This window comes from Kocuria flava, assembly GCF_001482365.1.
Taxonomy (GTDB): Bacteria; Actinomycetota; Actinomycetes; order Actinomycetales; family Micrococcaceae; genus Kocuria; species Kocuria flava.
In genome coordinates this window covers 64,306-77,381 of the sequence record NZ_CP013254.1, presented here as the reverse complement: position 1 = coordinate 77,381, position 13,076 = coordinate 64,306, and the positions used below count along the sequence as shown (strand labels likewise).

The following is a 13,076-nucleotide window of genomic DNA, read 5'->3' as shown; positions in this document are numbered from 1 at the left end:
CTCCAGTGCTCGGCGCGGTCCTGCCGCGCGGTCCGTGGGTCCTCCCCGATCTGTTGCTCTGCCTGAGAGTTTCCGCCCTCCCGGACTGGGGGTGGGGCTTGCTCCTTCGGCGTGCGCGGAGGAGCTCCGCGCCACTTTCCAGATGCGCCTCGGTGCGGCGGTACGGGGGCCTGAGAGTTTCCCGGGGAGGAATTGCTCCTACGGCGCCCGCTCCACAACTGCTGAGCGGGACTCTCCCGCCGCACGTCGTCGACTGCAGTCGGTGTGACTGTTCCCACACCGTAGCCGAGGTGTTGCGCCAGGTGCAACAGGGTCGCCCGGTGCCGCGGGTGCTGTGACGCCGGGAGAAGCACCGGTCCGCGTCCGGCGGGGAACGCGAGAAGGCCCCGGACCGTGCGGTCCGGGGCCTTCGGGTGGTGCGCCTGGAGGGATTCGAACCCCCAACCTTCTGATCCGTAGTCAGATGCTCTATCCGTTGAGCTACAGGCGCATCGGCTCCGCCCGGCGTCTCCGCCGCTCGAGCCGGGTACAACCTTACATGCGGCCTGCGGTTCTGCAAAACGGGCCGAGGGGTGCGGGCGGCCGGAGGAGCGCGCGGCCGGCACGGCAGGAGCGAGGGTGCGCCCGGGCCGGGCCCTCGCCGGGACGCCCGCGGGCCCTGGGTCCGCGAGGGCTCGGCCCGCGGGGCGTAACCCTGCGCCCCGGCGCGGGCCCTGGGGGCTAGGATGGGCCGCACATCACAGTAGAGACCGGCCGCCCCTGCTTCCACGCACGCCGCTCGCTGTGGGCCCGGTGCCCCCCGGGCCGGAGCGCTCGACGGCGAGCGCGCACGACGAGGGCCGGGCGGTCGGCGGACGGCCTCAACGAGGAGACATGTCAATGGCTGACAACCCCACTGCAACGACGGAGACCACCGGGCTGAACGAGGCTGTGAAGGACGCGCTGGAGAACCCGCCCACCACCCACGCGCACCTGCTCGGGTGGGTGCGGGAGATGGCGGAGCTCACGCAGCCCGAGCGCATCCACTGGGTGGACGGCTCCGAGGAGGAGTGGGACCGGCTCACCGGCGAGCTGGTGGAGGCCGGCACGTTCGTGCGCCTGGCCGAGGACAAGTTCCCGAACTCCTTCGCCGCCTTCTCCGACCCGGACGACGTCGCCCGCGTCGAGGAGCGCACCTTCATCTGCACCAAGACCGAGAAGGGCGCGGGTCCCACCAACAACTGGGAGGACCCGGAGGTGATGAAGGCGACCCTGCGCAAGAAGTTCGCGGGCTCGATGCGCGGGCGCACCATGTACGTCATCCCCTTCGTCATGGGCCACCTCGAGGCCGAGCACCCCAGCTACGGCGTGGAGATCTCCGACTCCGCCTACGTGGTGTGCTCCATGCGGATCATGGCCACGATCGGCACGCCCGTGCTGGAGAAGATGACGGCGCAGAACGCGTTCTTCGTCGAGTGCCTGCACTCCCTGGGCGCCCCGCTGGAGCCGGGACAGGAGGACGTGCCCTGGCCGTGCAACCCCACCAAGTACATCGTGCAGTTCCCCGAGGACCGCGCGATCTGGTCCTTCGGCTCCGGCTACGGCGGCAACGCGCTGCTGGGCAAGAAGTGCTACGCCCTGCGCATCGCCTCCGCGATCGCCCACGACGAGGGCTGGCTGGCCGAGCACATGCTCATCCTGAAGATCACCGACCCGCAGGGCGGGACGCACTTCATCTCCGCGGCCTTCCCGTCCGCGTGCGGCAAGACGAACTTCGCGATGCTGGACTCCACGCTGGAGGGCTGGAAGGCCGAGATGGTCGGTGACGACATCTCCTGGATCCGCTTCGGCAAGGACGGCCAGGCGCGGGTGGTCAACCCCGAGGCCGGCCTCTTCGGCGTCGCCCCCGGCACCGGGTGGCCGACCAACCCCAACGCGATGCACGCGATCGCCAAGGGCAACACCATCTTCACCAACGTGGCGCTCACCGACGACGGCGGCGTGTGGTGGGAGGGGATGACCGAGGAGACCCCGGCGCACCTGACCGACTGGAAGGGCAACGACTGGACCCCCGACTCCGGGCGCCCGGCTGCGCACCCCAACTCCCGGTTCTGCACGCCCATCAAGCAGGTCGACACGCTCGCCCCCGAGTACGACGACCCCGACGGCGTGCCGCTGTCCGCGATCATCTTCGGCGGCCGGCGCAAGACCACCGTCCCGCTGGTCTCGCAGTCCTTCGGCTGGGAGCACGGCGTCTTCCAGGGCGCCACGCTCTCCTCGGAGACCACGGCGGCCGCCAAGGGCGCCGTGGGGGTGGTCCGCCGCGACCCCATGGCGATGCTCCCGTTCATCGGCTACAACGCCAACGACTACCTCGAGCACTGGCTCGACACCGGGGCGCGGGTCGGCGAGGAGAGCATGCCGAAGATCTTCTACGTCAACTGGTTCCGCCGCACCCCCGAGGGCGGGTTCGCCTGGCCGGGCTTCGGCGAGAACACCCGCGTGGTGAAGTGGATCGTCGAGCGCCTGCAGGGCCGGGCCGGCGGCCGGGAGACCCCGATCGGCGTCCTGCCCCGCAAGGAGGACCTGGACCTGACGGGCCTGGAGATCACCGACGCCGAGCTCGAGGCCGCCCTGAAGGTCGACGTCGAGGAGTGGCGGGCCGAGCTGCCCGGCATCGACGAGTGGTTCCGCCGGCTCGGGGCCGTCCCGGAGGTCCTGCTCGAGCAGCGCGCCGGGCTCGAGGAGCGCCTGAACCAGGCCTGAGCACCCGCTCCGCGGTCCGCGAGGGGCCCTTCCCGCCACGGGGAGGGCCCCTCGCGGCGTCCCGGGCCGCCGCGGACCCGGGGGCGCTCGCCCGCCCGGGGTCCGCGTGGGAGAATGGGCGGTCCGCCCGCGAGTCCCGGGACGGGCGGGCGGACGGGGAGCGATCCCCCGGAGGAAGGGGTGCCACCGTGCGGCTGACGGCGTTCTCGGACATCGCCCTGCGGGTGCTGCTGCTGACCGGCGCGGCCCCCGAGGGCGAGAAGCTCACCACGCGCGCCATCGCCGAGGGCGTCGGCGCGCCCTACCACCACGTGACCAAGACCGTGGGCCGGCTCAGCGGTCTGGGGCTGCTCGCCTCCAGCCGCGGGCGCGCCGGTGGGGTGTCGATCACGCCCGCCGGTCTGGACGCCTCCGTCGGGGCGCTGCTGCGCGAGCTCGAGGCCGGCTCCGCGATGGTCGAGTGCGAGGCCCCCGGCGGCAGCTGCCCCCTGGACCGGTCCTGCCGGCTGCGCCGCGTGCTGGCCGATGCCCGCGAGGCCTTCTTCCGCGAGCTCGACGACGTCCGCGTGCGCGAGCTGGTGAGCGGGCGCCAGGCGGGGCCGGTGCTCGTCAGCATCGGGCTGCGGCCCCCGGAGCAGCCCGGCAGCACGGCCGCCGCGCCGATTCCTTAATAAAGCATCTCAGATGCTAGTTTTGGGGTGTCCACCACCGGCACCCCAGGAGGCAACCGTGCTGTCCGAGAAGTCCCGCCCCGTCATCGAGCAGACCATCGGCGTCGTCGCCGAGCGCATCCCGTTCATCACCCCGGAGTTCTACCGCTCCATGTTCGAGGCGCGCCCCGATCTGCTGGACGGGATGTTCAGCCGCTCCAACCAGAAGAACGGGACGCAGGCGCAGGCCCTCGCCGGCTCGATCGCGATGTTCGCCTCCTGGCTGCTCTCCCACCCGGACAGCTACCCGGACGAGCTGCTGTCCCGCGTGGCGCACAAGCACGCGTCCCTGGGCGTGCTGCCCGAGCACTACCCGATCGTCCACGAGCACCTGTTCGGCGCGATCGCCCGGGACCTCGGCGACGCCGTCACGCCCGAGGTCGCGGCCGCCTGGGACGAGGTGTACTGGCTGATGGCCGACGCCCTCATCAAGATCGAGGAGGGCCTCTACGCGGGCCGGGCGAACACCGTGGTGTTCGCCCCGTTCCGGGTCGCGGCCAAGGAGCGGACCGGGACCACCACGACGGCCATCACCCTCGAGCCCGCCGACGACACCCCGATGACCCCCGCGGTGGCGGGCCAGTACGTGACCGTCCAGGTCCGGATGCCCGACGGCGTGGAGCAGCCGCGGCAGTTCACGCTCGTGCCCGGCCCGGAGGGGGCACGCCGCATCGCCGTCCGCCTCGACGAGCGCGGCGAGGTCACCCCGGTGCTGCACCACGACGTGCAGGTGGGCGACGTGCTGCGGGTCTCGAACCCCTACGGCGACGTCGTGCTCCCCGAGGGGGAGGGTCCCCTGGTGCTGGCCTCCGCCGGCATCGGCGTCACCCCCATGCTCGCGTTCCTGGACCGGCTCGTCCGCGAGGAGTCCCGGCGCGAGGTCCTGGTGCTGCACGCCGACCGCTCGCTGGCCACCTGGCCGCTGCGGGAGCTGCACGAGCTGCTCGTGGCCGAGCTGCCCGCCGCACGCCTCGAGACCTGGATGGAGACCCCCGGTGAGGGCGACCACCACGGGTTCATGGACCTGACCGGCGTGCCGATCCCCGCCGACGCCCGGATGGTGCTGTGCGGTCCCCTGCCCTTCATGCGGGCGGCCCGCTCGGCCGCGATCGCCCAGGGCGTGCCCGGCCGCAACATCGCCTACGAGATCCTGGGCCCCGACCAGTGGATGCTCCACGACGAGGCGCGCGAGGCCGTCGCGGCCTGACACCGGGGGCCGGGAGCCCCGGCAGCACGGAGCCCCGCCGGACACCGTCCGGCGGGGCTCCGCGCGCTCGGCGCTCAGGCGCGCACGATCCCCAGCACCCGGTCGCGCACCCGCTCCATGGTCGCGGCGTCCTCGGCCTCGACGTTCAGGCGCAGGAACGGCTCGGTGTTGGACGGGCGCAGGTTGAACCACCAGCCCTCCCCGGCGCTGGTGAACGTGGTCCCGTCCAGGTCCTCGACCGCGACCCCGGGGTCCGCGAAGGCCTCGGCGACCCGGCGCACGGCGGCGTCCTTGTCCGCGACCTCGGAGTTGATCTCGCCCGAGGCGGCGTAGGGGTCGTACTGGTGCATCAGCTCGCTCAGCGGGCGGTCCTGCTCGCCCAGGGCGGCCAGCAGGTGCATCGCCGCGAGCATGCCGGTGTCCGCGTTGAAGAAGTCCTTGAAGTAGTAGTGCGCGGAGTGCTCCCCGCCGAACACGGCCCCCTCCTCGGCCATCACCGCCTTGATGAAGGAGTGCCCCACCCGGGTGCGCACCGGCCGGCCGCCGCGGGCCGTGACCAGCTCCGGGACGGCCCGGGAGGTGATGAGGTTGTGGATGATCACCGGGGACTCGACGCCCTCGGCCCGGGCCCGGTCGATCTCGCGCTCGGCCACGAGCGCCGTGACGGCCGAGGGGGAGACCGTCCCGCCCTGCTCGTCGACTACGAAGCAGCGGTCGGCGTCGCCGTCGAAGGCGATCCCGAGGTCGGCGCCGTGCTCGCGCACCGCCGCCTGCAGGTCGCGCAGGTTCTCCGGCTCGAGCGGGTTCGCCGGGTGGTTCGGGAAGGTGCCGTCGAGCTCGAAGTACAGGGGCACGATCTCCAGGGGCAGCGGCTCCAGCACGGCCCCGCCGAGCACCGCGGGGGTGGTCAGCCCGGCCATGCCGTTGCCGGCGTCGACCACGACCTTCATCGGCCGGGTCCCGGAGAGGTCCACGAGCCCGCGCAGGTAGGCGGCGTAGTCGGCCAGCACGTCGCGCTCGCTCACCGTGCCGGCAGCGGCGGCGGCCGGGACGGCGCCGTCGTCGAGGTAGCGCTGGGCGAGGTCGCGGATCTCGTAGAGCCCGGTCTCCGAGGAGACCGGCACGGCCCCGGCCTGGGACATCTTCATCCCGTTGTACTGGGCCGGGTTGTGGCTCGCGGTGAAGGTCACCCCGGCCGCGTCGAGGGTGCCGCAGGCGAAGTAGAGCTCGTCGGTGGAGATCAGCCCGATCTTCACGACGTCGGCCCCGCGGCGGGTCGCGCCCTCCGCGAAGGCGTCCACGAACGCGGGGGAGGAGGGGCGCATGTCCCCGCCGACCAGCACGGTGCGACCGGCCAGGTCCAGGACGTCCACGAACGCGGCGCCGGTGGCGCGCACGGTGTCCTCGGTGATGGACTCGCCCACGATGCCGCGGACGTCGTAGGCCTTGAACGAAGCTGAGAGATCGATAGTCACAAGGGGTGATCCTATGCCACGGGCTCCCCGGGGCACGCGGATCCCTGTGGTTGGATGAGCGGCATGGGTGAGATCTTCGGCATGCGCAATCCGGTCCAGCACTACGCGTGGGGCTCCCGCGAGATCCTGGCGCGGCTGCGCGGCGGGCCCGTCCCGAGCCCCGAGCCGGAGGCCGAGCTGTGGGTCGGGGCCCACCCCGCGGCACCCTCCGCGGTGCTCGTCGACGGGCGGGAGGAGCCGCTGGACGCCCTGGTCGGGGCGGACCCCGGGCGCTTCCTGCCGGAGGGGGCGGGGGACCGGCTGCCGTTCCTGCTGAAGATCCTGGCGATCGACGCCCCGCTGTCCCTGCAGGTCCACCCGACCCCCGAGCAGGCCCGGGCCGGCTTCGAGCGCGAGGAGCGCGCCGGGATCCCCCTCGAGGCGCCCGAGCGCAACTACACGGACCGCTCCGCCAAGCCCGAGACCGTCGTCGCGGTCTCCCGCACCGAGGTGCTCACGGGCCTGCAGCCCGCGGACCGGCTGCGCGCCACGGCCCGACGCCTGGACCTGGACTGGCTGTGCCGGCTGCTCGACGCGGACCGGCCCCTGCTGCCGGCCGTCCTCGGCATGGACGACGACGCCGCCCGCACCGCCGTCGCGGCGACCCTCGCCGCGGCCCGCGCCGCGGACCCGCAGGACCCGGTCGCCCGGCTGGTCCGCCACGTCCACGACCGCCACCCGGGCGACCGCGGGCTGCTCGTGGCCGTGTGCATGCACCACGTGGTGCTGGAACCGGGGCAGTCCCTGCACACCCCGGCCGGGCAGCTGCACGCCTACCTCTCCGGGACCGCCGTGGAAGTCATGGCCTCCTCGGACAACGTGCTGCGCGCGGGGCTGACCGGCAAGCACGTCGACGTCGCCGAGCTGCTGGCCGTGCTGGCCCCCGAGCAGGCGGCCCCCGAGGTCGTGGACCCGCCCACGGGGCCCGACGGCGCCCGGCACTACCCGCTGTGGGACGACCGGCTCGAGCTCACCGCCCACGAGCTGGTCCCCGGCCGCCCCGCCCGCGCGCAGCTGCGCGGCACCGCCGTGGTGCTGACCGCCGCCGGCACGGCCGAGCTGCGCGCCGGCGGGCGGCAGTGGCCCCTGGGCGGCGGACAGTCCCTGCTGCACACGGGCGGGCCCACGCCCGTGGAGCTGAGCGGCGAGGGAACCGTGTTCACGGCCGGGTGCCGCTGACGGACCCGGCCCCTACACTGGGCCCACCGGTCCCGGAAGGCCCGGGCCCGGCAGGGAGGTCCACCGTGGTCACCACCTCGTCCGACGGCCTGCGCGGCACCACCGCGCCGTGCCCCCGCTGCGGCGGCACGGGCTTCGAGCTCGTCTACGTCCAGATCATGCCCGACGACTGGGACCGGGCCCGCGACGTCGAGCTCGCCTCGCCGTCGATGATGCTGCCCGACGGCCGGGCCCCCGAGTTCTCCTGCCAGGACCCCGCCTGCCGCCACCTGTGGTGAGGACCGCACCGGCCGGCCGCGGCGCCCGCGGCCGGCCGGTGCGCTGCAGGGGCCCGGTGCTCAGTTCGCGAAGACGTCCTGCAGCCGGTCCTCGTCCGTCCACAGCGCCACGGAGTCGCCGCCGTTGTTGAGCACGGCCGAGGTCCGGTCGTTGAACCAGGCATCCGGGCCGTCCGTGCCGGGGCCGGTGTGGACCCGCAGCTGCTCGCCGGGAGCCAGCACGTAGCCCTCGCCCACGGTCAGCACGTTGTACGCGGCGTCGCGGATCGTCCAACCGCTCACGTCCACGCTGCGCGGCCCGGTGTTGGCCAGCACCACGTGCTCGCCGCCCTCCGGGCGGAGGTCGTCGCCGGGGGCGTCGTTGACGGCCCCGGCGATCCCGACGCCGTGGTCGCCCGGGACGGGGTCCAGACCGTCGAGCAGCCGGTCGGTCTGGACCGGGAAGTCACCGGTGACCATGTCCACGCCCAGGTCCAGCACGTGCCGGACGGCCTCGGGGGAGTTGACGGTGTAGACCCCGAGGTCCAGTCCGGCGGCCCGGGTGCGGTCGACGTCCGCGGCGTCGAGGGCGCGGTAGTTGGTGCCCACCGAGTCGACCACCTGCGACCACCGCGCCAGCGTGGCGGCGTCCGGGACGGTGCCGGAGAGCTGCTGCAGCGGCACGTCGGGGGCGAGCCCGGCGAAGGTGCGGTTGGAGGCCTCGTCGAAGCCGATCACGGTCACCTTGCCGGCCTCGAGCAGCCGGGCCCACCGCGGGTCCTCGGCCAGGGCGCCGGCCACGACCTGCTCGATGCCGGGGGAGTTGCGGGGGGACTTGATCTCGATGTACACGCCGGTGTTGACGGTGGCCACCTCGGCGGCGTCGTCGAGGTGGGGGATCCGCTCCCCGGCCCAGCGCTCGCCGAAGGCCGAGCCCGCGTCGAGGCGCTGCAGCTCGGCCCAGGTGAACGAGGTGACGGGGTCGTCCTCGCGGCCGGGGAAGACCTCCTCGACGTCCGTGGTGCGGGCCGGGGTGTCGTCGTGGAACAGGAACGGGACGCCGTCGGCGCTGAGCTGGACGTCGACCTCCAGGTAGTCGGCCCCGGCCGCGCGGGCGTCGCGGAACGCGGGCACGGTGTTCTCGGGGGCGGTGCCGGCGGCGCCGCGGTGGCCGATCAGCAGGGGGCGCTCGGTCTCGGCCGGGGCGGCGGCCGCGGGGACGGCGGGACCCAGGACGGCGGCGGCGGCCAGGGCGCCGGCGGTCGCGGCGCGCACGGTGCGGGGGGCGGGGACGGTGCTCACGGGGGGACTCCTCGGGGGACGGCAACGGTGCGGTCCCCAGGCAAGCCGGGCCCGGCGACGGGCGGGGGAACACGAGGTGACGCCCGGGTGAGATCCCGGCGGCGGCCGATGCCCCGGTAGCGTGGGCGCCATGGACTCGGACACCCTCGTCAACCTCCTGCTCGTGCTCGCCTTCGTGCTGATCGGGGGAGTGTTCGCGGGGACGGAGATGGCGATCGTCAGCCTGCGCGATAGCCAGGTGAAGCGGATCGAGCGCTCCGGGCGCAAGGGCGCGCGAACCGCGGCCCTCGTGCGCGACCCCAACATGTTCCTCTCCGCGGTGCAGATCGGGGTGACCGTGGCCGGGTTCTTCTCCTCCGCCTACGGCGCCTCCACGATCGCCCCGGACCTCGCCCCGCTGCTCGAGGAGCTGGGCCTGGCCCCCGCCGCGGCGCAGACCACCGCGCTGATCGGGATGACGCTCGTGATCGCCTACCTCTCCCTGGTCTTCGGCGAGCTCGTGCCCAAGCGGCTCGCGATGCAGCGCGCCGAGGGGTTCACCCGGGTGCTGGCCCCGCCGCTGAACCTCTTCGCCCGCCTGATGCGGCCGGTGATCTGGCTGCTGTCGGCCTCCACGAACGCCGTGGTCCGGCTCGTCGGCGGCGATCCGCACGCGGCCGGCGAGGAGGTCTCCGCCGAGGAGATCCGGGAGATGGTCGTGGACACCCGTGGGCTGGGACCGGTCTCCCGCTCGATCCTCACCGACGTCTTCGAGGCCGGCGAGCGCCGGCTCGCGGAGGTGATGCGCCCGCGCACGGAGGTGCACTTCCTCGACGGCGACCTGCCGGTCACCGAGGCCTACCGGGCGGCCCTGGCCCTGCCGCACTCGCGCTACCCGGTGACGGGCCGGGGCGTGGACGACGTCCTGGGCTTCGTGCACATCCGCGACCTCGTGGTCCTCGACGCCGACGGCGACGGCGTGATCGGCACCCCGCCGCGGACCCTGCGCGACGTCGTGCGGCCGATCCCGTTCCTGCCGCAGACCAACCACGTGCTGCGCACCCTGCACACGATGCGCGCGGAGGGCTGGCACATCGGGCTCGTGGTCGACGAGTACGGCGGGACCGCCGGGATCGTCACGCTCGAGGACCTCGTGGAGGAGCTCGTGGGCGAGATCTACGACGAGTTCGACGCCGGCCGGCGCGAGCACGAGGACACGGTGCTGCGCCGCGGCGAGGCGGTGCTCGTCGACGGCGGGCTGATCATCCAGGAGGTGCCCGAGGAGACCGGGCTGGTCATCCCCGAGGGCCACTACGAGACCGTCGGCGGGTTCGTGATGTCGCGCCTGGGCCGGGTCGCCCGCCCCGGGGACGTGGTGGACGAGGAGGAGTACCGGCTCGAGGTCCTCGCGGTCGACGGCGCCCGCGTGGAGCGGGTGCGCATCTCGCGCCGCCCGGGCAGCACGGCCTCCACGGACACCCCGCCGGACTGACCCGGCCCCGCCCGGTCCGCAGCCGCTGCCCGGTCCGCAGCCGCTGCCTCGTCCCGCGACCGCTCTACCGCGTCGTCCCCTCCCGCGAGATCCCACGGTGCTCGTGAGGTCCCACGCCGGGCGTGGGATCTCGCGGAGGAGGCAGGGCGGGTGCGGGGGCGAGGGAGGGGTTCAGTGGCCCCGGAAGGCCTCCGCCAGCCACCACGACCCGCCGTCGGAGGCGATCTTCGCGTCGACCACCAGGGGCCGCTCCCGCGGGCCGGCGACCCACGCCCGCACCGCCTCGAGGTCCCCGAGGGTGCGCACCACGGCCCCCTCCGCGCCGAAGCCGCGGCCGACGGCGGCGAGGTCGGTGTCGGGGAACACCACCGTGTCCAGCGGCACCTCCGGCGCACCGGGACCGGCGAAGTGGTGGACCTCGGCGCCGTACGCGGCGTCGTCGTAGACCACGCACACCAGCGGCAGCCCCAGGCGCACCGCCGTCTCCAGCTCGGCGACCCCCATGAGGAACCCGCCGTCCCCGGTGCCGAGCACGGGCAGCCGGTGCGGCTGCGCCAGCGCCGCGCCGATCGCGGTGGCCAGCCCGAGCCCGACCGACTGGAACGCCTGGGTGAAGCAGAAGCCCCGCTCGTCCGGCACGTCCAGGTACTGGCTGGGGTAGCCCATGAAGTTGCCGCTGTCCACGGCCACCACCCGCTCCGCCGGCAGGATCTCGTCCAGCGCCCGCGACAGGGCCCGCGGGTCGATCCGCTCGGGGGTGGACAGGTCCTCGTGGGCGACGTCCCGCCAGCGGCCCTCCCGCGCGAGCCGCGCGGCCAGCCCGGGCGTGCGCCACGACGACGACGGGGCCGTCGTCCCCTCCAGCCGCGCCAGGACGTCGCGGGCCGTGAGCGCGCAGTCGCCGACGACCCCCATCGCCAGGGGCCGGTCCGGGTCCCGGTGGGCGCCCAGGGCCTGCTCCTCGAGGTCGACCTGCACCACGGCGGCCTCCGGGCCCAGCAGCCGGCCGTGGCGGGTGGTCCACATGTTCAGGGCGCAGCCCCACCCCACCACGAGGTCGGCCCTGCGGATCAGCTCGGCGGTGAGCGGGGCGGAGAAGCCGCCGGAGATCCCGAGGTCGAAGGCCTCCCCGGCGAACAGGCCCTTGGCCACCGCGGAGGTCGCCAGCAGCGCCCCGGAGCGCTCGGCCAGGGCGACCAGCTCGGCGCGGGCGCCCCGGGCCCCGCGCCCGGCCACGAACACCGGCCGCCGCGCCGAGGCCAGCAGCCCGGCGAGGCGGGCGGCGTCGTCGTCGTGGGGGCGCGGGCGGGGCGGGTCCGGCAGGGCGGGGACGGGGGCGTGCCCGGGCGCCGGCGCGGCCTGGACGTCGAGCGGGACGGAGAGCACCACGGTGCGCCGGTCGTTGCGGGCGCGGCGGTAGGCGCGGGCCGTGTCCGCCGCGGCGGAGGCGGGGGAGTGCACCCGCTCGGCCACGGCGCCGACCGAGCGGGCGAGCCCGTCCTGGTCGATGCGGAAGTTGGAGTGCACCGCCGCGGCCTGCGTGTCCGCGGTGAGCACCACCAGCGGGGTGCGCGACTTCGCGGCCTCCCCGATCCCGGTCGTGGCGTTGGTCAGCCCGCAGCCCTGGTGGGTGGTCACCACGGCGACCTGCCCGCTGGTGCGCGCGAAGGCGTCGGCCATCGTGGCCGCCCCGTTCTCGTGCCGGGCCGCGGTGAAGGGCACCCCGCAGGCGACCAGTGCGTTGACGAGGTGGAAGTTGCCGCTGCCGACCACGCCGAAGACGTGGCCCACCCCCAGCTCGGCCAGGGTGCGGGCCACGAGCGCCGCGACCGTCCCCGTCACGCCCCCGGCTCCTGCGCGGTGCGCTCCACCAGGGCCAGGACCCGGGCGGGGCTGCCCGTGCCGCCGACCACGGGCAGCGGCGCGACGACGAGCTGCGCGCCGAGCACCGGCAGCCGGTCGAGGCCGCGCAGGGAGGTCAGCCCGTACTTGTCGGCGCCCAGCAGGTGGTGGTGGGCGGGGAAGGGCGGGTCGAAGCCGCCGGCGATCCCGGCGTCGATGCCCACCGTCTCCACGCCGAAGCCGCTGACGTGCGGGTGGGCGGCCAGCCACTCGGCCGCCGCCACGGAGGGGCCGGGGGCGTGCAGGCCGTGCTCGTCCGCGTTGAGGAAGCGCTCGGGGTCGTCCCCGCGGGCCGCCCACCCCGTGCGCAGCAGCACCCAGCAGTTGCGCGGCAGGCGCCCGTGCTCGTCCTCCCAGGCCTCGAGGTGCTCGGGCTCCAGGAGGAAGTCGGCGTCCGCGGCGGCCTGCGCGGTGACGTCCACGACCGCGGCCGGGCCCACCAGCCGGGCCGGCTCGATCCGGTCGACCGACCTCCCCCCGCGTCCGGTGATCCAGTGGACGGGGGCGTCCAGGTGGGTGCCGGCGTGCTCGCCCACGTGCAGGTCGTTCCAGGCCCAGGCGGGTCCGGCCTCGTCGTAGCGGCTGACCGGGGTGGTGCTCAGCCCCACCGTGTTCGCGAAGGGCTCCGGCAGCCGCAGGACCGGGGTCCGCGGGCTCAGGGGCGTGGTCAGGTCGACCACCTCGACCGCTCCGGCGGCCAGCGCCGCGCCCAGTCCGTCCAGCACGCTCATGGGGCCTCCTCCTCGCCGGGCCCGCCGGGGCCCTCCGTGTGTGTTCCCGGTCATTCTG

Annotated in this window: 10 protein-coding genes, 1 tRNA gene and 1 riboswitch; of the genes, 6 read left to right on the top strand and 5 right to left on the bottom strand. The window is 74.6% G+C overall.

The features are described 5' to 3' along the window. Positions 1-148: 148 nt before the first annotated feature. A riboswitch (glycine riboswitch) is annotated at positions 149-249 on the bottom strand. 165 nt (positions 250-414) lie between these two features. Next, positions 415-490: transfer RNA gene (locus AS188_RS00345), tRNA-Arg, on the bottom strand. Positions 491-879: 389 nt separating this feature from the next. Here AS188_RS00345 and AS188_RS00340 point away from each other — a divergent pair. The 3 genes from AS188_RS00340 (at position 880) to AS188_RS00330 (ending at position 4,662) form a co-directional block, all read left to right on the top strand. Further along, positions 880-2,745, top strand: coding sequence for a phosphoenolpyruvate carboxykinase (GTP) (locus tag AS188_RS00340; protein WP_058857166.1), 1,866 nt, complete (start codon positions 880-882; stop codon positions 2,743-2,745). 188 nt (positions 2,746-2,933) lie between these two features. Continuing rightward, on the top strand, positions 2,934-3,416 hold the full coding sequence (locus AS188_RS00335) for an RrF2 family transcriptional regulator (protein WP_058857165.1): 483 nt from the start codon (positions 2,934-2,936) through the stop codon (positions 3,414-3,416). A gap of 58 nt (positions 3,417-3,474) precedes the next feature. Continuing rightward, on the top strand, positions 3,475-4,662 hold the full coding sequence (locus AS188_RS00330) for a globin domain-containing protein (protein ID WP_058857164.1): 1,188 nt from the start codon (positions 3,475-3,477) through the stop codon (positions 4,660-4,662). Between the two features lie 74 nt (positions 4,663-4,736). Here AS188_RS00330 and AS188_RS00325 read toward each other — a convergent pair whose 3' ends face one another. Next, the gene (locus tag AS188_RS00325; RefSeq protein WP_058857163.1) at positions 4,737-6,137 is read right to left on the bottom strand and encodes a phosphomannomutase/phosphoglucomutase; all 1,401 of its coding nucleotides are present in this window, start codon (positions 6,135-6,137) and stop codon (positions 4,737-4,739) included. A 63-nt stretch (positions 6,138-6,200) separates the two neighbouring features. Between AS188_RS00325 and manA the strand changes: the two genes are divergently transcribed. Together manA and AS188_RS00315 are read left to right on the top strand one after the other, a co-directional pair. Beyond that, positions 6,201-7,355, top strand: coding sequence for a mannose-6-phosphate isomerase, class I (gene manA, locus AS188_RS00320; protein ID WP_058857162.1), 1,155 nt, complete (start codon positions 6,201-6,203; stop codon positions 7,353-7,355). Positions 7,356-7,420: 65 nt separating this feature from the next. Further along, positions 7,421-7,633, top strand: a complete 213-nt coding sequence (locus tag AS188_RS00315; protein ID WP_058857161.1) for a hypothetical protein — start codon at positions 7,421-7,423, stop codon at positions 7,631-7,633. Positions 7,634-7,693: 60 nt separating this feature from the next. On the opposite strand, the gene AS188_RS00310 is transcribed toward AS188_RS00315, so the two are convergent. Beyond that, a complete protein-coding gene (locus tag AS188_RS00310; protein WP_236945015.1) occupies positions 7,694-8,914 on the bottom strand; it encodes a glycerophosphodiester phosphodiesterase family protein in 1,221 nt (406 codons plus the stop codon). Between the two features lie 130 nt (positions 8,915-9,044). Between AS188_RS00310 and AS188_RS00305 the strand changes: the two genes are divergently transcribed. Further along, on the top strand, positions 9,045-10,385 hold the full coding sequence (locus AS188_RS00305) for a hemolysin family protein (RefSeq protein WP_058857160.1): 1,341 nt from the start codon (positions 9,045-9,047) through the stop codon (positions 10,383-10,385). A 171-nt stretch (positions 10,386-10,556) separates the two neighbouring features. Here the strand turns inward: AS188_RS00305 and AS188_RS00300 are convergent, their stop codons facing one another. Beyond that, positions 10,557-12,227, bottom strand: a complete 1,671-nt coding sequence (locus tag AS188_RS00300; RefSeq protein ID WP_058857159.1) for a thiamine pyrophosphate-binding protein — start codon at positions 12,225-12,227, stop codon at positions 10,557-10,559. Then, a complete protein-coding gene (locus AS188_RS00295; protein WP_058857158.1) occupies positions 12,224-13,018 on the bottom strand; it encodes a cyclase family protein in 795 nt (264 codons plus the stop codon). The genes AS188_RS00300 and AS188_RS00295 overlap by 4 nt, the downstream gene beginning before the upstream one ends. Between the last annotated feature and the right edge of the window lie 58 nt (positions 13,019-13,076).

Excerpts from the sequence above, each read along its gene's own strand:
- AS188_RS00340 (WP_058857166.1), top strand. The coding sequence starts at position 880 with ATGGCTGACAACCCCACTGCAACGACGGAGACCACCGGGCTGAACGAG.
- manA (WP_058857162.1), top strand. The coding sequence starts at position 6,201 with ATGGGTGAGATCTTCGGCATGCGCAATCCGGTCCAGCACTACGCGTGG.
- AS188_RS00305 (WP_058857160.1), top strand. The coding sequence starts at position 9,045 with ATGGACTCGGACACCCTCGTCAACCTCCTGCTCGTGCTCGCCTTCGTG.
- AS188_RS00295 (WP_058857158.1), bottom strand. The coding sequence starts at position 13,018 with ATGAGCGTGCTGGACGGACTGGGCGCGGCGCTGGCCGCCGGAGCGGTC.